The sequence below is a fragment of the Tepidicella xavieri genome (assembly GCF_004363315.1).
GTDB classification, from domain to species: domain Bacteria; phylum Pseudomonadota; class Gammaproteobacteria; order Burkholderiales; family Burkholderiaceae_C; genus Tepidicella; species Tepidicella xavieri.
On the sequence record NZ_SNYL01000011.1, the window covers coordinates 62,691 to 87,182 of the forward strand.

General features: G+C 67.4%; 18 protein-coding genes and 1 tRNA gene. 10 read left to right on the forward strand and 9 right to left on the reverse strand.

Translation table 11 applies throughout. The annotated features are described in order from the left end of the window. Window positions 1-5: 5 nt before the first annotated feature. Entirely contained in the window at window positions 6-3,449 is a 3,444-nt protein-coding gene (locus tag DFR43_RS09920; protein WP_133598185.1) for a UvrD-helicase domain-containing protein, read from the reverse strand. After that, window positions 3,446-6,232: a PD-(D/E)XK nuclease family protein gene (locus DFR43_RS09925; protein ID WP_133598187.1), complete on the reverse strand. Its 2,787-nt coding sequence runs from the start codon at window positions 6,230-6,232 to the stop codon at window positions 3,446-3,448. The genes DFR43_RS09920 and DFR43_RS09925 overlap by 4 nt, the downstream gene beginning before the upstream one ends. A gap of 215 nt (window positions 6,233-6,447) precedes the next feature. Here DFR43_RS09925 and DFR43_RS09930 point away from each other — a divergent pair, with 215 nt between their 5' ends. From DFR43_RS09930 to arsB, 4 genes are read left to right on the forward strand one after another with little or no spacing between them, the layout of a single operon-like run. Further along, the gene (locus DFR43_RS09930; RefSeq protein ID WP_133598189.1) at window positions 6,448-7,494 is read left to right on the forward strand and encodes an ArsJ-associated glyceraldehyde-3-phosphate dehydrogenase; all 1,047 of its coding nucleotides are present in this window, start codon (window positions 6,448-6,450) and stop codon (window positions 7,492-7,494) included. 2 nt (window positions 7,495-7,496) lie between these two features. Next, the gene (gene arsJ, locus DFR43_RS09935) at window positions 7,497-8,762 is read left to right on the forward strand and encodes an organoarsenical effux MFS transporter ArsJ (protein ID WP_133598191.1); all 1,266 of its coding nucleotides are present in this window, start codon (window positions 7,497-7,499) and stop codon (window positions 8,760-8,762) included. Next, window positions 8,759-9,091 carry an ArsR/SmtB family transcription factor gene (locus DFR43_RS09940; RefSeq protein WP_133598193.1) on the forward strand — a complete coding sequence of 111 codons (333 nt, stop codon included), beginning with the start codon at window positions 8,759-8,761 and terminating at the stop codon, window positions 9,089-9,091. The genes arsJ and DFR43_RS09940 overlap by 4 nt, the downstream gene beginning before the upstream one ends. Before the next feature lie 10 nt (window positions 9,092-9,101). Beyond that, on the forward strand, window positions 9,102-10,127 hold the full coding sequence (gene arsB / locus DFR43_RS09945) for an ACR3 family arsenite efflux transporter (protein WP_133598195.1): 1,026 nt from the start codon (window positions 9,102-9,104) through the stop codon (window positions 10,125-10,127). Window positions 10,128-10,177: 50 nt separating this feature from the next. Here arsB and DFR43_RS09950 read toward each other — a convergent pair. From DFR43_RS09950 to DFR43_RS09960, 3 genes are all read right to left on the reverse strand, one after another. Further along, window positions 10,178-10,254 (reverse strand) — tRNA-Met (locus tag DFR43_RS09950). A 41-nt stretch (window positions 10,255-10,295) separates the two neighbouring features. Next, window positions 10,296-11,132 carry an amidohydrolase family protein gene (locus tag DFR43_RS09955; RefSeq protein WP_133598197.1) on the reverse strand — a complete coding sequence of 279 codons (837 nt, stop codon included), beginning with the start codon at window positions 11,130-11,132 and terminating at the stop codon, window positions 10,296-10,298. A 38-nt stretch (window positions 11,133-11,170) separates the two neighbouring features. Next, the gene (locus tag DFR43_RS09960; protein ID WP_133598200.1) at window positions 11,171-11,953 is read right to left on the reverse strand and encodes an enoyl-CoA hydratase; all 783 of its coding nucleotides are present in this window, start codon (window positions 11,951-11,953) and stop codon (window positions 11,171-11,173) included. A 115-nt stretch (window positions 11,954-12,068) separates the two neighbouring features. On the opposite strand from DFR43_RS09960, the gene DFR43_RS09965 reads away from it, so the two are divergent. Continuing rightward, entirely contained in the window at window positions 12,069-12,881 is an 813-nt protein-coding gene (locus tag DFR43_RS09965; protein ID WP_133598202.1) for an enoyl-CoA hydratase-related protein, read from the forward strand. Here DFR43_RS09965 and DFR43_RS09970 read toward each other — a convergent pair. Genes DFR43_RS09970 through DFR43_RS09980 form a run of 3 tightly spaced genes read right to left on the reverse strand, consistent with a single transcriptional unit; the run spans window position 12,821 to window position 16,537 of the window. Next, entirely contained in the window at window positions 12,821-14,668 is a 1,848-nt protein-coding gene (locus DFR43_RS09970; RefSeq protein WP_133598204.1) for a M61 family metallopeptidase, read from the reverse strand. The two genes, DFR43_RS09965 and DFR43_RS09970, sit on opposite strands and share 61 nt — an antisense overlap. Next, entirely contained in the window at window positions 14,665-15,396 is a 732-nt protein-coding gene (locus tag DFR43_RS09975; RefSeq protein ID WP_425471088.1) for a DsbC family protein, read from the reverse strand. Before DFR43_RS09975 ends, DFR43_RS09970 begins: the two co-directional genes overlap by 4 nt. Window position 15,397: 1 nt before the next feature. Continuing rightward, complete coding sequence (locus DFR43_RS09980) at window positions 15,398-16,537, reverse strand: FAD-dependent monooxygenase (protein ID WP_133598205.1); 1,140 nt, start codon at window positions 16,535-16,537, stop codon at window positions 15,398-15,400. A 72-nt stretch (window positions 16,538-16,609) separates the two neighbouring features. Between DFR43_RS09980 and DFR43_RS09985 the strand changes: the two genes are divergently transcribed. Next, window positions 16,610-17,530 carry an MOSC domain-containing protein gene (locus DFR43_RS09985; RefSeq protein ID WP_133598207.1) on the forward strand — a complete coding sequence of 307 codons (921 nt, stop codon included), beginning with the start codon at window positions 16,610-16,612 and terminating at the stop codon, window positions 17,528-17,530. Here DFR43_RS09985 and DFR43_RS09990 read toward each other — a convergent pair whose 3' ends face one another. Next, window positions 17,531-18,529 (reverse strand): HD-GYP domain-containing protein, encoded by a 999-nt coding sequence (locus DFR43_RS09990; protein ID WP_133598209.1) that lies wholly within the window; start codon window positions 18,527-18,529, stop codon window positions 17,531-17,533. It abuts the gene before it with no gap. 77 nt (window positions 18,530-18,606) lie between these two features. Between DFR43_RS09990 and ychF the strand changes: the two genes are divergently transcribed. From ychF to DFR43_RS10010, 4 genes are all read left to right on the forward strand, one after another. After that, window positions 18,607-19,701, forward strand: coding sequence for a redox-regulated ATPase YchF (ychF, locus tag DFR43_RS09995; protein ID WP_133598211.1), 1,095 nt, complete (start codon window positions 18,607-18,609; stop codon window positions 19,699-19,701). 166 nt (window positions 19,702-19,867) lie between these two features. Then, on the forward strand, window positions 19,868-21,127 hold the full coding sequence (locus tag DFR43_RS10000; protein WP_133598213.1) for a hypothetical protein: 1,260 nt from the start codon (window positions 19,868-19,870) through the stop codon (window positions 21,125-21,127). After that, window positions 21,124-21,738, forward strand: a complete 615-nt coding sequence (locus tag DFR43_RS10005; protein WP_133598215.1) for a condensin complex protein MksE — start codon at window positions 21,124-21,126, stop codon at window positions 21,736-21,738. The genes DFR43_RS10000 and DFR43_RS10005 overlap by 4 nt, the downstream gene beginning before the upstream one ends. Continuing rightward, window positions 21,738-24,491: a hypothetical protein gene (locus DFR43_RS10010; RefSeq protein WP_133598218.1), complete on the forward strand. Its 2,754-nt coding sequence runs from the start codon at window positions 21,738-21,740 to the stop codon at window positions 24,489-24,491. The genes DFR43_RS10005 and DFR43_RS10010 overlap by 1 nt, the downstream gene beginning before the upstream one ends. Window position 24,492 lies beyond the last annotated feature (1 nt).

Consider the following 24,492-nt stretch of genomic DNA (forward strand, 5'->3'; position numbering starts at 1 on the left):
CCGTCTCAGTCGCTGACCTCGCTGAACGTGCCGCGGTGGGTGAAGAAGATGCCCATGCGCACGGGCGGACCTTCGCTGAACAGCCGGCGGTAGCGGGCGAGCTGCTCGCGGTAGACGGTGGCATCGGCGTCGTCGTCGCGCGTGGTCTTGTAGTCGATGATCCAGCGGATGCCCTCGGCGATGAAGGTGCGGTCGATGACGTGGGTGCGTGCCTGGCCATCGTTCCAGGTGGTGATGGCCCATTCGCTGGCGGCCTCATCGTGCGGCGCCAGCACCCACCGCCCCTGTGGCGAGCGCAGCGTGGTCAGCAATTGGTCCGCCGCCTCGTCGGCCGCCTGCCGGGCGGCGGCGGCTCCGTGGCCCTGGGCTTGGAGCCACAGCCGCATCGCCGGCCGCAACGCCTCCACCCGCTCGGGCGGCCAGTGGTCCACGCCGTCGAGGGCGATAATTTCCAGGTAGCGGTGCACCAGCCGGCCCAGGTCGCTGGCCAGGGCGGGCTGGCCAGTGCCCGTGGCGCGGGTGTCGCCCCCGGTGGCGGGGGGCGGCGCATCGCGGCCGGTAGCCGGCAGCGACGCGGGCGGCGCGGCCTGCCAGGCCGGTGGCCAGCCCACTTGGGCCAGACGCTCCAGGCGGTGGGCATACCCGCTCAGAGGCAGCGCGGGTGGGGCAGATGGGTTGGCTTCGACAGAGCCCGGGGCGTCTGCCTGGGCGATGAAGTGGGGTTCGGCCACGTGCCAGAGCAGGCCGAGCAGGCTGCCCGAGGGGGGCGACAGCAGCCCGTTGGCCGCCCGGGGGCTGCGCTGGACCGTGCCCAGCAGGTGCAGTTGGCGCCGGGCGCGGGTCACGGCCACGTAGAGCAGTCGGCGGGCTTCGTGCAGGTGCCGTTCGGCCTCGAAGGCCTGCAGAAAGGCAAACCGGCTCGGGGTGGCGGCGTCATGGTCGCGACGGGTGGGGGGCGCGGCCACCACCAGCCGCTCCTGGCCGTGTTCGTCCAGCACCTCGTCCCACAGCAGCAGGGGGCGATCGGTGGTGGCAGGCTTGCCGTGCAGGCCGGGCAGGATCACGGTGTCGAATTCCAACCCTTTGGATTTGTGGATGGTCATGAGCTGCAGCCGCTCGCCGGCCTGGGGATCTGGTGCCGCAAACAGCTTGGCCACTTCCTGGGGCAGCAGGTGCAGGTCGATCGTGCCTTGGCGCTCGCAGCGGTCGAGCGTCTCAAAAAAGGCTTGCGCGTCGAGCCATTCGGCGGGTTGCTTGAGGCACCACGGCCCCCCGAGAGCCTGCCACACGCCCTCAATCCAGCGCCGGGGCCGCTGCTGGCCTTGGTGCGCCAGTGCCTCGGCCATCACGGCGTGCAGATGGGCCAGCCGCGCCTGGCCGTCGGGGCTGAGGCGGGCACGGCGTTCGGGGGCCTGGATGAGGGTCCACACAGCGCTGTGGTGATCGTCGGCGGCGAGCTGGTGCAGGTCGTGCAGGGTCAGGCCGCACCAGGGCGCGCGCAGCACGGCGAGCCAGTGGGTGCGGTCGCCCAGGTGGCACAGGGCGTGCGTCAGGCTGAGCAGATCCTGGATGACTTGGCGTTCCCCCAGCGCCTCGATTTCCACCGCTTGAAAGGGCAAGGCCGGGTCGGCCGAGCGCAGCGCGGCCACCAGGGTTTCGAGGTGGCGGCGTGCGCGAACCAGCACGGCGATGGTGCCGTCTGGGCTTTCGGCCTGTGCCTGCCGGATGAGCTGGATGACCTGTTGCGCCTCCCGTTCGCTGCTGGAGAGGTCGTCGGCTGACGCCTCGTCCGCGTCGGTGCCGTCGTCTGCGACCAGCGGGTGCCAGCACACGTGGGCCAGGGCGTGCGCGCCACGCGTGGCGATGGCCTCGGTGAAGCGGACGGCGCCCCGGTGGTGATCGTCCCGTGGGGAAAACACGCCCGGGAAGGTGGCGTTGACCCAGTCCACCACCGCGGTGTGGGAGCGGTTGTTGCGGTACAGGTGCAAGGCCTCCAGGGGCAGGTGGCCGAGGCCGCGTTCACGCACTTTGAGGAACAGGCCGACGTCGGCCTTGCGGAATTTGTAGATGGACTGCATCGGGTCGCCCACCAGGAACAGGGTGCGGCCATCGCCCGGCGTCCAGCCGGCCGTCAGGCGGCGCAGCAGCTCGACCTGGGTGGGGCTGGTGTCCTGGAATTCGTCCACCAGCAGGTGGCTGATGCGGTAGTCCAGCCGCAGTTGCAGTTCGCTGGGGGCGGCCTCATCGCCCAGCGCCAGCAGGGCGTTTTGCGCCATTTCGGTGAAGTCCACCTCGCGGGCCTGCTGGAAGGCGAGCCAGAGCTGGGCGGTGGCCACCTTGAGCACGGCGATGAGGTCGCCGATGAATTGGCGATCGTCGGCGTCGTACTGGGGGTCGGGCAGGCGGGTCAGGGCATGCAGAGGGGGTGCTGCGCCCGCGTCGGCCAGCCGTTGCAGCAGGGCTTTGAAGTCCTTGGCCAGCGTCTGGCCTTCCGGGGTGTTGAAGCCGCAGTTCGTCGGCGCCGTCTTGCGCAGTTCCCCCCTTTGGGTGAGCAGCAGCGCGGGCAGGGCGCGCCAGCGCGGCAGTTCGCTGGCCAGGGGGCGCAGGGGCTCGGTCCAGTCGGCCAGCGGCGTGATGCCTTGCAGCGCCGGCACGGGCTGCCCGCTGGCCTGGCTGACGAGCACCTGGTTCGCGGCAAAGCGCGCCAGTGGCATGAGCTGGGCCTGCAGGTCTGGGGTGAGCACGGCCGCGGCGCGCGCGAGTTCGTCTTCGATGAGGTCGCTCAAGGCGGCTTCGGCGGCATCCAGGTCCACGCCTTGCACGGAGTGGCGCAGCCATTGGTCGCGGCTGGCCAGCATGGCGATGAGCTGCGTTTGCAGGCGGGCGCTGTCGTTGTCGAAGCGGTCCAGTACCCGCCACAAGGCGTCGGCCACGGGGTGGTCGGTGTCCAGCAAGGCCAGGGTGTCGCGCGCGGCTTGGCGGTAGTGCGGCTGCGGGTCGGTGGCGATGGCGGGTTGGCTGCCCAGCCGCGACAGCAAGGGCATCTGCCGCACGAGCCGGCCGCACAGCGCGTCCAGCGTGGTGATCTGCAGCCGTGATGGATGCGCCAGCAGGCCCCAGCCGCGCGCGCGGTCTTGCGCCATGACTTCGAGGCCCAGCCGGTGGGTGGTTTGCCGGTGCGGCTCGGGAGGGGCTTCGCCCCGGGCGCTGCGCTGCAGGCTGCCCAGGATGCGCTCGCGCATTTCGGCGGCGGCTTTGTTGGTGAAGGTCAGCGCCACCACCTCCTCGGGCTCCTGCACTTGAGCCAGCAGGGCCAGGAAGCGTTGGGTGAGGAGCTCGGTCTTGCCGGCGCCGGCCGGCGCTTCGATGAGGAAGGATCGCCGCGGGTCGATGGCTTGGGCGCGGTTGTCCGTGTCTTGGGTCAGCAGGTCGGGCATGGCGAGGGTCATGGGGCGAGCCTTTCCGTGGCGGCAGCGGATGGCTGCCGGCGCAGCGCCAGCCATTGGCTGCGACGCTCGCTCAGGCGCAGCAAGGGGCGCACGTCGCAGTGTTCCAGCAGCCGTTCGTCGGCGCAGCGCACGGCGGCTTCGCCCTGCCGGATTTCGGCCGCCACCGCGCGCAGCGCTTGCGCCCAGTGTTGGAGCACGGCGTCCCAGTCAGGGAAACGGGCGGCATCGAAATGGCGGCGGGCGTGGCGGCTGTCGAGGGCATGCACGCTGGGCAGTTGCAGGTCGTGCGCGGCCAGTCCGGCCCAGCCAGGTTCTTTCAAATGCACCTGGGCAAAAGCCACGGCGGCCACGCGCCCATGGGTTGGGTCGCTGGGCGCGGCGATGGCAGCGTACAGCGGCAGTTGGGGCTCGGTCAGGCGTTCGGAGGCCCAGTTGCGGGTGTCGGTGCGCGTGCCGGTTTTGTAGTCGATCATCAGCCAACCGCCATCTTCGAGCGCGTCGATGCGGTCCACCTGCACCTTCAGGGGCAGGCCGTCGAGGTCCAGTGGCAGCTCGCGCTCGGTGGCCACGACGGTGAAGGGGAGGGCCCGCTGGCGCTCTTGTTCCAGCCAGGTCTGCAGCAGGCGCATGAGCCGGGCATGCTCCAGGCGCCGGGTGCGGGGCGACAGCGGCGCCATGCCGGCCGTGGCATCCCGCGCATCCAATGCCTGCTTCACGCAGGCCTCCAGCTTATCGATGCAGTCCGCTTCCCCCAGAGCACGCAGGCGAGCCGAACTGCCCACCGTGTTCCAGAAATGCTCCAGCGCGGCGTGGACCAGGGTGCCGCGCTGGCGCGGGTCCAGGCCTTCGGTGGGATCTTCCAACGTGCCAGCCCCCAGGCGGTGGCGGTAATAGGCCCACGCGGGGCAGATGGCTTGCGCCTTGAGCAGCGAGGTGCCGCCGCGCACGCGCTCGTCTGGCCCGAGCGCTGGCGCGTGAGCGTCCTCCATCGGGGGGGCGAGCCGGCTGGGCTCATGCAAGGCGCGCACGCCCCAGTGGCCCGAGGTGGGCGATGGCAGCCGCTGCTGCGCCTCTGGCTCGGGCAGCAGGGGGCTGGGCTGGCATTCGGCCGTGCCTTCGCTGCGCGGCCAGGAGAGCACCAGCGCCGGCGCGGCGCACAGCAAGCGCTGATGCACCTGCCGCGCAAACGCCTGCTGGATGCCGGCGCTGGCATGGGGGCTGCCGGCTTCGCGCTGGGCGGCGCTGGGCAGCAGGGGATTGGGACGCGGGGCAGGGGGCCACACGCTGGCGCGCAGGCCCATGATCCACGCCGCATCGAAACGCAGGCCGCTGGCTTCGAGCAGGCCCAGCACCTGCAGGCGGGGCAGCCCCTCGGTTTCGGGTTGGAACACGCGCTCGCGACACATCTGCCGCAGACGCCGCACGGTCTCGGCCAGGGTGATCGGCCCAAGGATGCCATCGAGCAAGGCCAGCGCCTGGACGGTTTCTTCAAACGTTTGCCGGGCTTGGAAGGCGTGGCTGCCCAGGGCGTGGCGGTGCAGCCAGCCAGCCTGTTGCAGCCCATTGGGCAGCCAGTTGCTCCACTCGGAAGGCAGGCGTCGTCCAGCGCCTTCGGCGTTGAGCCGCAGCGCAGTCGCGAGGTGTTGGCGCAGCATCGGCGTGGCGCGGCGCAACGCTTCCGGGGCCCGATCCAGCCAGCCGATGAAGCCCTGCAGCGTCGTGTGCGCGGGCAATGCCGTGCGCATGAGGGCATCGACTTGAGCGCGGGCCACGGCTTCGGCCGGGTCTGACCAGTGAGGGTGGCGCAGCAGGCTGCCGAGCGCCTGCAGATCCAGATCATGTGGGTGGATGAACACCTCCAGCAGACGCAAGGCGGCGCCGACCAGCGGCGTTTCGCTCAGCGGCTGCCCCAGGCTGATGTTGAACGGCCGCGGGGCTTCGGCATGGGCGTTGCGCAGCAGCCACGGGGCGAGCTCGTTTTCCAGGGTGTCTTGCAGGCGCAGCCGCTGCTCGGCCAGGTCCGGCACGATGATGGCCAGTTCGGCCTCGGGGTGCCTGGCCCACTGGGCTTGCACCCACTGGGCCGCGGCGAGGCATTCGGCGGCGGCATCCGGATAGCTGCGCACCTCCTGTTCACTGGCCGCGGGCTCGTCGGTCAGGGTATAGACCGGGTGGCCCCGATCGCGCAGCGCCTCCAGCCATTGGAGCGCCGCTGGCGGCAGCCGATGGAAGCCGGCCAACACCAGCCGTTCGGGCAGGGGGGTGGCCGTCGGGTCGGCCGCGAGTGTGCGCAGCGTGGCCGTGTCGAGCTCATGGGCCGTGGCCCAGCCATGCGTCTGGCACCATGCTTGAAAATCCGCTCGCCATTGTTGGAACTGGCGATGTTCCTCGGTGAGCCAACTGGCCGGGGCCCGCACCTGCCACACGGTTTGCAGGGCATGCGCTTCCTGGGCGGTCTGGGCCAGCGTGCCCAGATCGAACAGCGGCGTATCGGTCTCGCCAAGACGCTGGCGAATCCGCATTTCCCACGCGGTGCGCTCCTGTAAGGGCGTGAGTTCGCGCCGCTGCCAGGCCTGGGGGCTGCCGCGCAGCAGCCACGCCTCGCGCAGATCGGCCAGCCATTGTTCCAGGGTGCGGCAGTCCAGCGCGTCCCAGCGCCGACGCCCCTGCTGCGCCTGCAGGCGGCCAAAACGCTGGCGCAGCGCAGCCGCCAGACGCGGCGTGGCGCACAGCACCAGGGTACCAGGGCCTGAGGGCAGTTCGGACAGGACGATCGGGGACATGCGGCGCAGGCGTGTGAATAGCAGCCCAATAGTCTAGCGGCCGCCACGATGCCCAAGCGCGCATCGCGTGGCTGTGGTCTTCATGGTTTTGTGACGACTTCATGACAACCTGTCGTGCGCCAAGGGTAATGGATACGGGCAAGGTGGTGAATACTACAATTCAATAATTGTTGAATTGTTGATTTTTCTGCCATCCCTCATTCAAGGAGAAACCCATGAAAGTCGGTATCAACGGCATGGGGCGCATCGGGCGCCTGGCATTGCGCGCAGCCATGGGCGCGGCCGAGCGGCCGGCAGACGACCCGCGCGCCGGCAACCGCCTGGAGGTGGTGGCCGTCAATGAGCTCAAGGGCGGCGCGGCGGCCACCGCCCACCTGCTGGCTTTCGATTCGGTGCAGGGCAAGTGGCGCGAGCCCATCCGCGCCGAGGGTGACGACGCCATCGTCATTGGCCAGCAGCGCATCGCGTTCAGCAGTCACGCCAGCCCGGCCGACATCCCGTGGGGCGACCTGGGCGTGGATGTGGTGCTGGAGTGCACCGGCAAATTCCTCACGCCCGACACCTTGCAGGGCCATCTGGACCGTGGAGCCAAGCGCGTCATCGTCGCCGCGCCGGTCAAGACGGGTGGCGTGCTCAACATCGTGGTGGGGGTCAATGAGCAACTCTACGATCCGGCCAAGGACCGCATCGTCACCGCGGCCAGTTGCACCACCAACTGCCTGGCGCCGGTGGTGAAGGTGGTGCACGAGGCGCTGGGCATTCGCCACGGGCAGATCACCACCATCCACGACCCGACCAACACCAATGTGGTGGTGGACGCGCCGCACAAAGATTTGCGCCGCGCCCGCAGCGCCATGTTGAGCCTGGCCCCCACCACCACCGGCAGCGCCACCGCCATTGCGCTGATCTACCCCGAGCTGAAAGGCAAGCTCAACGGCCACGCGGTGCGTGCGCCGGTGCTCAACGCTTCGCTCACCGACTGCGTGTTCGAGCTGCAGCGCGCCACCACCGAGGCCGAGGTCAACGCCCTGTTCAAGGCGGCCGCCGCCGAGGGGCCGCTCAAGGGCATTCTGGGTTACGAAGAACGCCCGCTGGTGAGCGTGGACTATGCCCGCGACACGCGCAGCTCCATCGTCGATGCCCCCTCCACCATGGTGACCGACGGCACGCTGCTGAAGGTCTACGCCTGGTACGACAACGAGATGGGCTACGCCTGCCGCATGGTGGACCTGGCCAAGCACATGGAAGCCCAAGGTCTCTGACGATGAACCACGCCTTGCGCAACTACGGCATCGTCACCGCCGCCTACTGGGGCTTCACCCTCACCGATGGCGCGCTGCGCATGCTGGTGCTGCTGCACTTCTACCAGCTCGGCTACTCGCCGTTCACGTTGGCCTTTCTGTTCCTGCTGTACGAGGCGGCAGGCATCCTGGCCAACCTCATCGGCGGCTGGCTGGCCACGCGCTTTGGCATCGCACGCATGCTCACGGTCGGGCTGGTGACGCAGATCACCGGGTTCACGCTGTTGTCGATGCTGGATCCGTCCTGGACGGTGGCCCTTTCGGTGGCGTGGGTGGTGGTGGCGCAGGGCATCTGCGGCGTGGCCAAGGACCTGACCAAGACGGCCAGCAAGTCCGCCATCAAGGTCACCCAGGCCGAGGCCAAGGCCCAGGGCGGTGAAGGCCACAGCCAGCTGTTCAAGTGGGTGGCTTTCTTCACCGGCAGCAAGAATGCCATGAAGGGTTTCGGCTTTTTCCTGGGCGGCGTGCTGCTGCAGACGGTGGGCTTTCAGGGCGCGCTGTGGCTGATGGCCGGCTTGCTGGGCGTGGTGCTGGTGGGGGTGGTCCTTTCGTTGCCACCGATGATGGGCAAGAGCAAGGCTTCGAAAAGCGCCAAGGAACTGTTTGCCAAGAACCCCGGCATCAACGCGCTGGCCGCCGCTCGCGTGGCGCTCTTTGGCGCGCGCGACGTGTGGTTCGTGGTGGGCGTGCCGGTGTTTCTGTACTCGGTGGGCTGGACCTTCACCATGGTCGGCTCCTTTCTGGCCGCCTGGACGATCGGCTACGGCGTGGTGCAGGCCTTGGCGCCGCAGATCGTGCGCCGCAGTGCCGACGGCCTGAGCCGCGAAGTGCCCGCCGCGCGCCTGTGGTCGGCCCTGCTCGCGGTGGTGCCCGTGGCTCTGGCCGCGCTGGTGTGGTTGGACGTGCCCCGGCTCGAATGGGTGGTGGTGTTGGGCCTGGGGGTGTTCGGTTTCGCGTTCGCGGTCAACTCCTCGGTCCACTCCTACCTGGTATTGGCCTACGCCGGCTCGGAAAAAGCCGCCGAGGACGTGGGCTTTTACTACGCCGCCAATGCCCTGGGGCGCTTCATCGGGACGTTGCTCTCAGGGCTGCTGTACCAGTGGGGCGGACTGCTCTATGCGCTCATCGGCTCAGCCGTGATGCTGCTGTTGTGCTGGGTGGGCACGCTCAATTTGCCCTCGCGCGCCACCGGGGACGGAGCGCCGACCGTCAAAGCCACGCAGCCATGACCGAAGCGCAAGTCATCAAGGCCCTGGGCGCACTGGCGCAGGAGACGCGGTTGCGGATTTTCCGGCAACTCGTGGTGGCTGGGCCGCAAGGGCTCACGCCCACCCAACTCAGCGAGGCGTTGAATGCCGCGCCCACCGCCCTGTCGTTTCACTTGAAAGAACTCAGCCAAGCCGGTCTGGCCTATGCCCAGCGGGATGGCCGTCACCTCATCTACCGCGCCGACGTGGACACCATGAACACCCTGCTGGGCTTCCTTACCGAGAACTGCTGTGGCGGCGAGCCGTGCCTCGCCGTGCCGCTGACCGCTTCGAGCGGCTGCGGGTGCTGAAGGGTGCAGCATGGGCATTTTCGAGCGTTATCTGACCGTTTGGGTGGGCCTGGGCATGCTGGCCGGCGTGGGGCTGGGCTGGATGGCGCCGGGGGTGTTCCAGACGGTGGCGGCGCTGGAATACGCCCACGTCAACCTGGTGGTGGCGGTGTTCATCTGGGTCATGATCTATCCGATGATGATCCAGATCGAATGGTCGGCGATCAAGGACGTGGGCAAGCGGCCCCAGGGCCTCGCGCTCACGTTGACCGTCAACTGGCTAATCAAGCCTTTCACCATGGCGGGCCTGGGGGTGCTGTTCTTCCACCATCTGTTCGCCCCCTGGGTGGACCCGCAGTCGGCCAACGAATACATCGCCGGCATGATTCTGCTCGGCGTGGCGCCCTGCACCGCCATGGTGTTCGTGTGGAGCCAACTCGTCAGAGGCGATGCGAACTACACGCTGGTGCAGGTCTCGATCAACGACGTGATCATGATCTTCGCCTTCGCGCCGATTGCGGCGCTGCTGCTGGGCGTGACGAACCTGGCCGTGCCTTGGGAAACCTTGTTCCTGTCCACGCTGCTGTACGTCGTGCTGCCGTTGCTGGCCGGCTTGGCGACGCGGCGGGCGCTGTTGCGCCGCTCGCCACAGGCGCTGGAGGCGTTCGTGCGCGGCATCAAGCCTTGGTCGGTGGCAGGGCTGATTGCCACCGTGGTGTTGCTGTTCGGCCTCCAGGCCGAAACGATTTTGGCGCAACCGGGCGTCATCGGGCTGATCGCCGTGCCGCTGGTGCTACAGACCTATGGCATTTTCTTTCTGGCTTGGTGGGGCGCGCGCTGGCTGCGCTTGCCCCATCCGGTGGCAGGCCCGGCCTGCCTGATCGGCACCTCCAATTTCTTCGAGTTGGCGGTGGCCGTGGCCATTTCCCTGTTCGGCCTGCATTCCGGCGCCGCGCTGGCCACCGTCGTGGGGGTGCTGGTGGAAGTGCCGCTGATGCTTTCGCTGGTGGCGTTCGTCAATGCCCGCCGGCCTGCACAGGCGGCACCTACCTGCTGAGGTCACAACAAAAAGCCCGCAGAACCGTGAGGCTTGCGGGCTCGGAAATTTGGTGGCGCTTCAGGGATTCGAACCCCGGACCTGCGGATTATGATTCCGTCGCTCTAACCGGCTGAGCTAAAGCGCCAAACAGACCAAGATTATAGCAAGTTTTCGATGGCGCAAATTCTAGCGTTGGCGGCTCAGCCAGGGGGCGAAAAGGTCTTCGGCGTTGCGCCGCAGCAGCCGATCTTGTATCGCTGGCGGCAGGTCGCCTGTCCATTGGCGGATATGCTGGGCGATCTCGCCGTAGCGTTCCCAACGACGGGGGCTGAACGCATCGATGGCCACGACGAAGCGCTCCGGATGGGTTTCGAACACGTGCCGCCATTCGGGCCGAAGCCGGCCGCCAGGGGCGATGCGGTCATCCCGCACCGAGGTGTCGATCCACAATGCCCGTTCGGCGTGGCGTTGCAGCACGCGGGTCATGACGTCGGGCTCGGGCACCGTGCCCAGATGCGCCCACAGCACGCGCACGTCAGGCGCCACCTCGAAGGCGCGATCGACGATTTGTTCGTCGCCGTGGAGCAACAGCATCAGCCCATGGCGTTCGGCCAGCCGCACCAACTCGGCGAACACGTCGCTGCCGGCGTCTCGGGCAAACAGGTGCAGTTCGCCGATGCCGGCCCAGTGGCCGTGGGCGAGCAGGGCCGCCACGCGGCTGGGCAGCGTGGGGTCGTGCATCCAGCGGGCTTTATCGGCTTCGGACTCGTACACCCCAAGCAGGGGAATGATGCGTGTGGGGGCCTGGGCGTGCAGCTCTCGGGCGAGCGGCCAAGGGGTGCCCGAGATTGCTGCGTGGGATACGCCGGCGGCATCGAGCCACTCCATGATGGCGGCCGCATCCCACTGGCGTGCGTCGGCGGCGGTGTAATGGGAGTGGGCATCGAACAGCGGGGGCGGCTCGGCCTGGGCGGAGGCCAGCACCACAGCCGCCCACAGCATCGAGAACCCTCGCCCCCTCATGGCGTCGCTCCGTCAGGCCCGGGCCGGGACGCAGACGCTCATTGGTGGGTGAAGTTCGGCGCCCGCTTCTCCAAAAACGCGGCCATGCCTTCTTTTTGGTCAGCGGTGGCGAACAGCGCGTGGAACAGGCGGCGCTCGAACATCACGCCGTCGGCCAGGGTGCCTTCGAAGGCTTTGTTCACGGCCTCCTTGGCGGCCATCACCGCCACCTGCGAGAAGCCGGCGATGGTCAATGCCGCGCCCAGCGCCTCGTCCATGAGCTTGTCCAGCGGCACCACGCGGCTGACCAGCCCGGCGCGTTCGGCCTCGGTGGCGTCCATCATGCGGCCGGTCAGGGCCAGGTCCATGGCTTTGCTCTTGCCCACGGCGCGCGGCAGGCGCTGCGTGCCGCCCGCGCCGGGGATGATGCCGAGTTTGATCTCGGGCTGGCCGAATTTGGCGTTGTCGGCCGCGATGATGAAGTCGCACATCATGGCCAGTTCGCAGCCGCCACCGAGCGCAAAGCCGCTGACGGCCGCGATGATGGGCTTGCGGATGCTGCGGATGGTTTCCCAGTTGCGGGTGATGTAGTCGCCCTTGTACACGTCGGCGAAGGTGTAGGTGGCCATGGCCCCGATGTCGGCGCCGGCGGCAAACGCTTTCTCACTGCCGGTCAGGATGATGCAGCCGATGCCGTCGTCGGCGTCGAACGCCTTGAGCGCGGCGCCCAGCTCGTTCATCAGCTGGTCGTTGAGCGCATTGAGTTGCTTGGGGCGGTTGAGGGTGATGATGCCGACGCGGCCTTCGGTGCGTACCAGGATCAGCTCGGGCGTGGTGCTCATGGGTCAGTCTCCGCGGTATGTGGGGGATGCAAAGCTTGCACTATAGCGCCGCTGGCGCGCACGAAGCCGGCCAGCTTGGGTGCAAAATCGGACCGCTGACAACTTTGGAGACACCATGAACGATGTGCAGTCCTGGGCCGAGCAAGGCATTCTCTATGAAGAGCAAGGGGCGGTGGCGGTGGTCACGCTCAACCGTCCGCAAGCGCTCAACAGCTTCACCCGCGGCATGCACGGTGCCTTGCAGGCAGCGCTGCGTCATGCCGAAGCCAATGCCGCCTTGCGCGCCCTGGTCGTGACCGGCGCGGGGCGCGGCTTTTGTGCCGGACTGGATTTGTCCGAGCTGGACTTCACCCCCGGAGAGGGGCTGATGGAGCGGGCCAATCCGGGGCCGGTGATCGAGCAATGCTTCAATCCCACCGCCCGCGCGTTCATGAACCTGCGCATGCCCACGATTGCAGCCGTCAATGGCGTGGCCGCGGGTGCTGGCGCATCGCTGGCCATGGCGTGCGACATCGCGATCGCCGCGCCGGGCGCCAGTTTCGTGCAGGCGTTCAGCAAGATCGGCCTGATCCCGGATGCCGGTGGCAGCTGGCTGCTGGTGGAGCGCCTGGGGCTGGCCCGGGCGATGGCGCTGGCCATGACCGGCGACAAGCTGCCCGCCGCGCAGGCCAAGGAATGGGGCCTGATCTGGGACGTGGCCGATGACCCCTTGGCGGCGGCGCTGGCGATGGCCCAGCGCCTGGCCCAGATGCCGACCCGGGCGCTGGTGGCCACGCGCAGCCTGTTGCGCGAGGCCGGCACGCGCAGCTTCGACGCGCACCTCGACGTGGAGCGCGACTTGCAGGCCGCGCTGGGCCGCACCCACGATTACTTCGAGGGCGTGACAGCTTTTCTGGAAAAACGTACCCCGGTTTTCAAGGGGGAGTGAGCGGCCAGCTCCCCCGCGCTCAGGCGCACGGTGCGGGCCGCTGGAGGCCATGACAGCGGGCAGCGCAGCAGCCGGCCATCGCGCGCCACCAGTGCGGTGCATTGATTCTGGCCACGCATGTGCAGCGCCACGTCGTCGAGCTTGCGAACGCGCCAGCCGCTGGCCGAGCCCTGCGCCGATCCAGGCAGCTCCACGCCCAGCCATTCGTCGCCAGCGGCCATGCCTGCGGCTTCGGCCGCGCCGCCGCGCAGCACGTTCTTCAGCACCAGGCCGTCGGTTTCGCTGACCCGCAGGCCCAGCCGCTGTGCCAGCGGGGCGGCTTCGGTCTGCCAGACCACGCCGTGCGCTTCCAGCAAGGCTTGCAGCGGCAACTCGTCGCGGCCATGCGCCCAGGCGTCGATTTCTCGGGCGTAGCTGCGCCGCCCCAGCCGTTTGAGCACGGCCAGCAAATCGGCCTCCTGCATCGGGCCGCCGGCGCAGCGTTCGTACAGCGCACGCATCACCGCGTCCAGCGTGGTGTGGCCCTCCTGCCGCAGCGTGAGGTCCAGGCACAGCGCCACCAGCGCGCCCTTGGTGTAGTAGCTCACCGTGGCGTTGGGGGTGTTTTCGTGGATGCGGTAGTACTTGATCCAGGCGTCGAAGCTGGCCTCGGCCACGCTCTGCACCTGTCGGCCGGGCGTCTGCAGCACCTGGTTGATGGTTTTGGCCAGCAGTTGCAGGTAGGTGGCGTCGTCGATCAGGTCGGCGCGGTGCAGCAGCAGGTCGTCGTAGTAGCTGGTGAAGCCTTCAAAGAACCACAGCAGCTGGGTGTAGTTTTCCTGCTCGTAGTCGTAGCGGGCAAACTCGTGCGGGCGCAGCCGCTTCACGTTCCAGGTGTGGAAGTATTCGTGGCTGATGAGGCCGAGCAGGCTGGTGTAGCCGTCGGTGGCTTTCAGGCGGGGCTCGGCGGCCATGCCATTGCCGGGCGACAGCGCAGCGCCCGTGTCAGGCAGCAGGGGCAGGTCGCCGCGCTGGCAGATCAGCGCGGTACAGTGCCGGTGCTCCAGGCCGCCGTAGCCGTCGGCGCTCGCGTGGAGCATGAAGAGGTAGCGGTCGAAGGGCGGGGCCTCGTTTCCGTGCCACAGCGCCATGGCCGCTTCGCAGATGCGGGCCGTGTCGCGCAGCAGCCGTTCGCCGTCCAACCCTGCGGGGGCACCGCTGACCACGAAGCGATGGGGCACGCCCCGCACCTTGAAACGACCGCTCCAGAAACGGCCCATCTCTACCGGGCTGTCGGCCAGCTCGTCATAGTCTTGCGCGATGTAGTGGCCGAAGCCGTTGCGGCGCGCCTTCAGCGGGGTCAGCGCGGTGGCGAGTTCCCAATCGGCGGCGTGGCCGGGTGGGGCCACGTCCAGCGCATGCGGTTCGGCTTCGCGGCCATGGACCCGCAGGCACAGGCTGGTCGGGTTGAAAAAACCACGGCAGGCGTCGAGGAAAGCGGTGCGCACCGAGGGATCGAAGGCGTACACCTCATAGCGCAGTCGCAGCAGCCGGGTGCCTTTCGGGAGGCTGAGGCGCCAAGTGTTCTTGCTGAGCTGCCGCGCCGGGGTGATGTGCCCGTCGGCCCAGGCGTGCAGGCGCTGCAAGTGCTGCGCGAATTCCCGCACCAGGTAGCTGCCCGGAATCCACACCGGCAGGCTGACGGTGGTGATCCGCGCGGGGCGGTCCACTTCCAGGGTGATGCCGTAGAGGTGGGCGTGGGGGTCGAGTGCCTCGACGCGGTAGCGGATGGCCGGTGGCTGTTTCATCGGGCCGAAGACAGGGCTTGCTCGATGCGCCGGAAGTCGGCGCCGACGACGCGGGTGCCGTCGCTCAGGAAGCTGGTGGGGGTGCCGGTGATGCGGTGCTTGGCGGCAAACTCCAGGTTGCGGTTCAGGGCGGCGGTGTCGCAGCTCGCGTTCGGTGGCGTGACGCCGTTGAGCATCCAGTCGTTGTAGGCGGCGGCTTTGTCGCGGGCGCACCAGATGTTGCGCGATTTGACCTGGGAGTCTGCCCCCAGCATGGGCACGAGGAAGGTATAGACGGTGATGTTGTCGAGCTTGAGCAGGTCGCGCTCCAGCCGCTTGCAGAAGCCGCAATTCGGGTCGCTGAAGACGGCAATCTTGCGCTGGCCATTGCCGCGCACGGTGGTGAAGGCGTCGGCCAGTGGCAGGTCGCTGAATGCGATGGCGGTGAGCTGGTCGATCCGTTGCTCGGTGAGGTTGGCGCGGGCGCGGGTGTCGATCAGCGTGCCCTGGATCAGGTAGTTGCCTTCGGCGTCGGTGTAGAGGATGTCGGCGCCGTTGATGCGGATTTCGAACAACCCGCGCATGGGGGTGGGGCGGACTTCCTCGATCGGGGGCAGGTTGGGCAGGCGCTCGGCCAGGTTCTTGCGGATGGTGGCTTCGTTGGCGGCGCTGGGGGTGCAGGCGCTGCTCAGCAGGGCCAGCGCGAGCACGCCGCCGATCCATGAGGCCATGCGAACGGGATGAGGCATGTCAGGGTTTCCGGGTCGGGTGGAGGGCCGCCTGGCCGGTGGCCTGGCGGATGGCCCATTGCTTGAGCAAGGGCAGTTCGTTGAAACGGCGCAGGCCCCAGCGCCGCAGGGCCTGGATGCGGTCGTCGGTGTGGCCGAACAGGCCATAGAGCCCATCGGTCACGCCGGCCATGCGCAAAAAATCGGCCTGCCGGGCGCGCTCGTAGCGCCGCAGCAGCCGCCAGTCGCCGGGCTCGCGCCAGTATTCGCGCGTCTGCAGGGTGTGCGCCAGGGCGGCCACGTCGGCCAGACCGACGTTGAGGCCTTGGCCGGCCAGGGGGTGCATGGCGTGCGCGGCGTCGCCCGCCAGGGCCACGCCCGGCTGCACCCAGCGCCGGGCGCGGGAAAGCTCCAGCGGCCAGGCCGCTGGTTGGCCTTGCAGGGTCATGGCCCCCAGGGCATGGTCGCAGGCTTGAGCCACCGCCTCGGCAAACGCCTCGGCCGGCCGCCCCAGCAGTTCGCGGGCACGCTCGTGGCTGACGGACCAGACCAGCGCCACCATGCGGCCTTGCTCGCCTTCCATCGGCAGCAAGGCCAGGATGTCGCCTTGGTGGAACCACTGGCGTGCCACCGCGCCGTGCGCTCGTTCGCACTGCAGACGCGCGGCCACGGCGGTGTGGGCGTAGGGCTTGACCTCGAATTCAAACCCCAGCCGCTCGCGCGTGGCGCTGCGCTTGCCTTCGCAAATCACTGTGAGCTTGGCTTTGGGTGGCGGGGTGTCGAGCACGTCCACGCCCGGTTGGAACTGCAGCGCCTGGGCCAGGGTGGCCTCCAGCGCGGGCACGTCCACGATCCAAGACAGCACGCCATCGGCGTCGGGGCTGTCGAAGCGCAGCGCGGCCGGGTCATCGGCATCGGCTTCACCGACCCACATGTGGCGCACAGGGGTGACGGCCGGGTCGGCGGGCCACACCCGCAGCGACTCCAGTAAGGCTCGCGAGGCATGGTTGAGCGCGTAGGCGCGGATGTCAGGCGGCGAGCCGGCGGGGCCGGCCGGGCGTCGCACCAGCGCCACCCGCCATCGGTCCCGGGCCAGCAGCAGGGCCAGCGTGTGGCCCACCACGCCTGCGCCCAAAACCGCCACGTCGTATGTCCTGCTCATCGCCAAATTGTAGGGGGACTGCCAAGCCGCCGAAGCTTGCCGGCACAATGTCGGCTGAAAGGAATGTTGCCCATGAGCGATCTGCCGTCTTCCGATGCGCCCGTGCCGCTGACCATCGAGCAATTGTGGATTTACCCCATCAAGTCCTGCGCGGGCATCCGCATGCGCCACATCGAGCTGCTGGACACCGGGCTGGAATGGGACCGGGCGTGGATGGTGGTGGATGAACGGGGAGAGTTCGTTTCGCAGCGGGAGTTCCCGCGCATGGCTCTGGTGCAGCCGCGGTTCCGCATGGGGCATCTGGAGCTCAAGGCCCCGGGGATGCTGTCGCTGCATCTGGCGCTGGATGGAGTGGAGTCGGCCTGCAAGGTCCGCGTCTGGGACGATGAGGTCGATGCCTACGACATGGGCGATGTGGCGGCCCAGTGGTTCACCGATTTTTTGCTGGCCGATCGGCCTGGACGGGCGCAGCGGCTGCGGCTGGTGCGGTTCGACCCCGACTGCCGCCGGCCCTCGGACGTGCGCTGGACCGGCGGCATCGAAGCCCCCAACCAGTTCAGCGACGGCTATCCCTTGCTGATCCTGTCGCTGGCCGCGCTCGACGAGCTCAACGAGCGCCTGCGCGTGCTCGGCCATGCGGCGGTGGGCATCGAGCGGTTTCGGCCCAACATCGTGCTCGGTGGCCTGCACGCCCATGACGAGGATCGCCTGTCCGCGCTGCATTTCCACGCCATCACCCCGGGGCAAGGGGCGGACCAGGCCCCGGCGGTGTGGCTGCAGCCCGTCAAGCCCTGCGCCCGATGCAGCATCCCCGATGTGGATCCCGCCACGGGCGAGGCAGACGTCCGCGTCAGCCCGCTGTTGCAGACCTATCGGCAAGACCGCCGCCTCATGGGTGCTGTGACCTTCGGTATGAATGCCATCGTGCGCCAAGGCGACGGCCAAATGCTGTACGAGGGCATGAGCGGCCAGGGGCGCTGGGGCGTGTGGTGATCAGACCCGGCGCAGCAGCCGGGCCTTGTCCAGCCGGATGCGCACATCCTCTGGCGAGACGGGTGATTGGATGGCATAGATGGGCAGCTGCGTGTCGCGCTTGCCCGGGGCCGACAGGAGCAGGCCGTCCGGGTCGGTGATGGCCATGGCCAGCGGCGTGTTGACGCGCGCGCCGCGCCTGACGATCACGGCCACTTCGTTGGTTTTCAGGCGCACGTAGCTGCCCGGTGGGTACATGCCCAGTTGCCTGACGAAATAAGCGCCCAGTGGGCTGGCCCGCGTCTGCGACTCCAGATAGAGGTTGCCCACCACCACGTTGGGCCACAGTCCGCGACGCGAGGCGCGGGGGCTGATGCGGGCGATGAACAGGTCGCTCATGCGCAGCAGTTGCTGGGCCACCGTCAGCGCCGTCTTGTGGTGGGGGTAGCCACTGCCATCGGGCGCTTCGTGATGGTCCTGCACCAGTTCCAGCCACAGGGGGTCGTCGATCCCGAGCGCGCGCAGCATGTTGGCGCTCTCGGTGGGGTGGGCCTCGATCTGTTCGCGCTGATACGGCGTGGCTTGTGGCGCCTGCTGGGCCAGCACGTCCTGCAACTCCGCCATGGCCATGTTCATCGTCAGCGCGGCACGCACCAGCGATGACAACTGCGGCTCGGCGATCTCGGCCAGCGGCGCCACCAGCAAGCAAGTGGTGGCGGCCATCAGCGCGTGCGTCGCGCAGTAGCCATACTGCCGGTCCGACAGCATTTGCACCAGCACGAACAGCGTGTCGTCCTCCCGGGCACGCAGGATGGTGCGCAGACCGGCTTCGATGAAGGCCAAGCGGCGGCTGAAGTCCCGGGCGTCCCGGCCTTCGAGCAACAACTGGGCCAGGCGGCGGCGCAGCGCCGGAATGCCCTCGGTCGGGTCGGGATCGAGCTGGGTCTGGACGTCCTTGAGCACTGCCTCCAGGTCGGGAGGCAGGCCGTGGGCAGGGGCATCGGCAGGCTCGCGGGACATCGCCCCGAGTGTAATGGCTCCGGCCGCAGGGGGTGGCCGGTAAAATCCGGGGTTTTTCGGTTACCTCAAAGGCTTACATGAGTCTCAAGTGCGGCATCGTCGGCCTGCCCAACGTCGGCAAATCCACCCTGTTCAACGCCCTGACCAAAGCGGGCATCGCGGCGGAGAACTATCCCTTTTGCACCATCGAGCCCAATGTGGGCGTGGTGGAGGTGCCCGATCCGCGCCTGGCGCAGCTCGCGGCCATCGTCAAGCCCGAGCGCATCGTGCCGGCCATCGTCGAGTTCGTGGACATTGCCGGGCTGGTGGCTGGTGCATCCAAAGGCGAAGGTCTGGGCAACCAATTCCTGGCGCACATCCGCGAGACGGATGCCATCGTCAACGTGGTGCGCTGCTTCGATGACCCCAACGTGATCCATGTGGCCGGCAAGGTGGACCCGATCGCCGACATCGAGGTCATCCAGACCGAACTGTGTCTGGCCGATCTAGGGACCGTGGAAAAAGCCCTGCAGCGCTACACCAAGGCGGCCAAGAGCGGCAACGACAAGGAGGCCAGCGCGATGGTGGCGCTGCTGACCAAGGTGCAAGCGGTGCTCAACGAGGGCAAGCCGGTGCGCACTTTGGCCTTGAGCGAGCAGGAGCGGGCGCAGCTCAAGCCGCTGTGCCTGATCACGGCCAAGCCGGCCATGTTCGTGGGCAACGTGGCCGAAGACGGCTTCGAGAACAACCCGCTGCTCGACCGCCTCCAGGCGTATGCGGCGCAGCAGAACGCGCCGGTGGTGGCCATTTGCGCCAAGATCGAGGCCGAGCTGGCCGAGATGGACGAGGCCGACCGGTTGGAATTCCTCAAAGCGCTGGGGCAGGACGAGCCCGGCCTGAATCGCCTCATCCGTGCCGGCTTCAAGCTGCTGGGGTTGCAGACCTACTTCACCGCCGGCGTCAAGGAAGTGCGGGCCTGGACCATTCCCATCGGGGCCACGGCCCCCCAGGCGGCCGGCGTCATCCACGGCGACTTCGAGCGCGGCTTCATCCGCGCCCAGACCATCGCCTTCGACGACTACATCACCTACCAGGGCGAGCAGGGCGCCAAGGACGCCGGGAAAATGCGCGCCGAAGGCAAGGACTACATCGTCAAAGACGGCGATGTGATGAACTTCTTGTTCAACGTCTGACCGCTCTGGCCCTGTTACGCCCTCATTGGAACAGGGGCGCCAGGCCATGCTGCTGCCTCTTTTCTCGACGCAGCAAGGTGTTGCGAGATTCGCGGTACAGTACCTTCTCATGAAGGAGGAACTGACAGGCACTGGTCGCCGCTCAGTGTTGGGAGACTGAACTGACATGGCCAACCCTCGTGCGCTGGTCCACGCGCTCTACACCCACTGGGACACCGTGGAGCTGTTGGTGCGGCTGGCGCGCGAGTTTGCCGTACTGACCAGCGATCAGGTGTTGAACGGCATTGCCAAGGTATCCGGGCAACGGGATGCCGAAACGCAGGGGGCGGTGCTGCGTGCCCTGGTCAATGCGGACATCCTGCAAGCCTTGCCGCGCAGCAGCGATTGGCAGCTCAATGCCTATGTGCTGGAGTTCGTGCGCGGCCTCACCCGTGAACATGAGCTGGGCCTGGCTGCCGTCCTGCAGGCGCGTGTTGTGGCCATCCGTGAAGCCACCGAAGCCCTCCATGAAGGGATGCTCGGCGCCGACATGGATCGCGTGCGCGGGGCCGCCCACAAGCTGGCAGAACTCTTTCGCCAGATCAGCCTGCAGCTCGATCAGGACCGGCACGCGCTCTTTGAGCTGGCGGAAAACGCCAAAAGCGCCGACAGCAGCATGCCGATCAGCCAGCGCTACCGCGAGGTGCTGGAAGCCTACGATCATTATGTGGAGCCGATGAACCAGATGATGGACAGCGGCCCACAGGGCACCTTCTACCGCTATCTGGAAGACGCAGAGCGGGCGCTGGACCAGGCGTTGGAGCAATTGTCGGTACAGGGGGTGCTCTATTCGCATCGCCTGCAGTTGCGGCAGGTGGCGCACCAGGCCAAGGAACTGCGGCGCTTTGGCCGGTTGGTGGCGCAACAGTGTGCCGATACCCTGCTGCCCTTGCGCGAAGAGCTGCGTCAGCACAACGCCCTGACCAGTGCCATCAGCCTGCTGTTGGGGCAGGTGCGTAAACGCGGCCTGCGTCGCGCCCTGTCGCGCCCGGCAGATGGCGCGGCGCTGCCTGTGTGGCGCAACGAGCGCGGCTTCAAATTGCAATTGGGCGATGAGGTACGGACGGTCATGGCTGCCGCGCGCCATTACCAGCCGCAGGCGGTGGCCTTTCCGCAGGATGAACCCGGCGATGACGCGCCGTTGCTGGAGCAGGTGGACGAAGCCGCCATTCGCGCGCATCTGGCCCGCAGCCTGCCGGTGGACAATCTGCTCGATTGGCTGCGCCGCCATTACGCCCACCTGCAAGATGCCACCCTGCTGCGCCTGTTCCATGACCTGCAACATGAGCCCGGCTGGCAGTTCGAGGCCGCCAGCCAGCCTGAAGCCACCACGCTGCAGACGATTCGCGTCCTGCATCACCCGCACCGCGTGAGCATCCGCCAATGACGACACCTCAACCTTTGGCCTCCGCCCTGTCGCAAATGCCGGCATTGGCCGAGCTGTTCCGCCTGTTTCTCTCTGGCAAACACCTGAACCGCATGGCCGAGCCCGCGCTGTGGGCAGAGCTGGAGCAGCACGAGGCCAGCTATGTCGGCTTGTTTGCCGCGCTGGGGTTCGAGCTGCGCCTGGATGCCAGGGGCTTTGCCTGGTTTCACCACAGCGAGGCCAACAGCCACATCGGCAAGACGAGCCGCCAGCTGGCCTTGCTGTTCATGGCGATCTTCGATGCCCAGGCCAACGCCGGCAAGGCCCTGCAGCGCTTTACCGATTGGCTGATCGACAGCGCCTGGCTGGCCGAGGTTTACAAACAACAGCAAGACTTGCTCGATGCCGAGGGCCTCAACCCCGACGCCCTGGTGGAACTGCTGGGCCGCGCCTGCAACCTCGGCTTTGCCGTGGCCGAACCGGCAGGCTGGCGACTGCTGCCCGCCGTGTGCCGCTACCTCGATCATTTCGAAAGCCTGGCGTTGACGGCCAAGACCGACGGCGACGTGACAAACATGCCAGCCGAGGAAGACTGGGCGGCGGATGCGCCGGACGACGAGGAGAACGCCTGATGCAGTACGGCTTTCAACGTTTGGTCCTGCTGGGCAGTGCCGGCTACTCGCGCGCCGAGCTGCCGCTCGATGGCGCGGTCTCGCTGGTGGCGCCCAACAATACCGGCAAGACCAGTCTGATCAATGCCTTGCAGTTCCTGCTGATCATCGACCGCCGCCGCATGGATTTTGGGGCGCACGACGTGGACAAGAGCCGGCGCTTCTATTTCCCCAACAACAGCGCCTATGTGCTGCTGGAGGTGTCGCTGCCGGAGTCTGGCACCGTGGTGCTGGGCTGCGTGGGCAAAGGCGTGAGCTTCGAGTACGAGTATTTCGCCTATGCCGGGCCCCTGAAGGTCGAGGAGTTTTGCTTGCCGGATGGTACTCTGGTAGCGCAACCGCAACTGGCCAGCCATCTGGCGAGCTTTGGGCGCCGGGTGTTCAGCTACAGCAGCAGCGAATTCGCCGACATGGTCTATGGCGGGCGCAGCCGCAAGCTTGCCAGTCAGCAGGATTTCTGCGTTTTCCGGCTGGAGCACGCCGGCGATGCCAGCGTGTTTCAGCGGGTGCTGACCCGCACGCTGCGCCTGGACAAGCTGCGCTCCAGCGAGGTCAAGGACTATCTGCTGCAGATTTTCCGGCGCGACCTGCCGGATGCCAGCATCGACTTCAAGGCAGAATGGGACAAGGCGTTTGCCGACCTCAACGCCGAACGCAGCCAGTACCTGGCCGCCGTGCGGCTGCGAGCCACCCTGGACGACCTGGAGCAAAAGCAAGAGGCCCGCTTGGTGTTGCGCGGCAAATGGCTGTGCTGGCGCCCCCTGATCGACGCGGCACTGGGTCAGTGGCAACAGCATTACGAGACCCGCCAGCAAACCTTGCAGCACGAGCTGGCGCAGTGCGATGCCGAGCTAACCCGCCTGCGCGAACAGGATATGCAGTCGGCACGTGAGCAGTATCAATGCGAGCAGGAGCGCAAGCAGCTGATCGCGCAGTGCGAGCAATTGCGCGCACTGCAACAGCGCTTTGCCTTGATTGCCGATCGATCCATGCTGGAGAAGCATCGTCGTGATTTGCAGGAGCAGCGCGATGCGCTGGTGGTACGGATCGGCCAGGCCCAGAGCCGCACGCCAGCGGCCATCGAGCGCGAGCTGGCGCGGATCGAACGGGAATCCGCGCAGCTGACGCAGGAGTTGCGCACCCAGGGGCAGAACCTCTATCAGCAACTGGCCAGTGTCGTATCTGCGGAACAGCTCAACGCGCTGAACAAGGTGCTGGCCAAGCCGGTACTGACCCTGGGCAGCGAGGATTTCCGCCTCGATGGTGACGCCCTGCTGGCGGCCTTGGCCGATACGAATGCCAGTCAACTCCATTGGCCGGGCCTGCAACTGCGGCTGGAAGCCCTGCCGGCCCAGTATCAGCAACGGACCCTGGCGGAACTGCGCGAATGGCAGCAGGAGTTGCAGCAACAGCAGGCGCAGCTGCAAGAACAATTGGCCACCGCCCAGGCGCTGGAAAACGTGAAACAGCAACGCCAGGCGCTGGAGCAGCAACTGGCCGAACTGGATGCCGAATTGCGGGACTACACGCACATGCAGGACTTGCAGCGCAGCGAGGCCGAGCGCGAGGAGCGGTTGCAGACACTGACGAAAAAACTCGCTGAACTCGACGCCAGTCTGGCGCAGTCGGCCGAGCGGCACCGCGCATGGGATCGGCAGCGGCAGCAGCGGCAACAAGATTTGGCGGCCCTGCAGCAGCAACACCGCCTGATCGAGCAGCGCCGTCATCAGCGCATCGACCACGAAGGCCCTTTCACCTGGCTGGCCGAGTTGCCACACCACCCCTGGCTGGCCCAGCCCGAGTTCGCGCTGGAGCAACTGGCCGATCGGCTGCAGACCTATCTGACTGACTGCCGCCAGTTGCTGGAGCTCGACGAGCAGATTCGCCATTTGCTGGGTGAAATCCATGCCGGCGGATTGACCAAGTACCAGTTTGTCGGCGAACCGGAAAGCGAGATTGCTCGCCTCGTTGAATTTGCCCATCACCTGCCGCAGGAAGCCGAAGCCCTGGAAAAGAAGGTACGCTCGGCGGTGGTGAATGTGGCCGCCTGCCTGCGCGAGCTGCGTGACGGCCTGTTTGCCTTCAAGCGCCGGATGCGCGAGTTCAACCGCAAGATCAGCGGCCGACAACTCTCCGACCTGGCCGTGTTCAAGATCGAACCCGAGGACGAAACCCTGCTGGTGGAGGCCATCGAGCTACTGATCAATACCGCTGCCACCGTGGACAGCGGCGAAACCTTCGAGCTGTTCAACCAGCAGAGCGTCCTTGACGACGAGCAGATCAATCGCGCCAAGACCCTGCTGATCGAAGAGGGCAATGCCCGCCACGGCCTGCGCGTGGCCGACCTGTTTCGCCTGCGCTTCTGGGTCGGCAAGGCAGATCGCGAGCCGGAAGCCTTCGATGACCTCGACAGTGCCGCTTCCAATGGCACCGTACTGATGGCCAAACTGGTGACGGGGCTGGCGATGCTGCATCTGATGCAGGATCAGCGTCGCCCCATCCAGGGCATCTGCTACCTGGACGAAGCCCTGGCGCTGGACGCCCGCAATCAGCGCAGCCTGATCGACACGGCGGCGGAGTTCGGTTTCTCGCTGATTTTTGCCTCACCCGCGCCGCTGACGACCGTGCGCTACTGCGTGCCGATTCACACGCGCAACGGCAGCAACCAGATCAGCCGTCATAGCTGGCAGATCATCGAACCGCTGGACGCCTGAG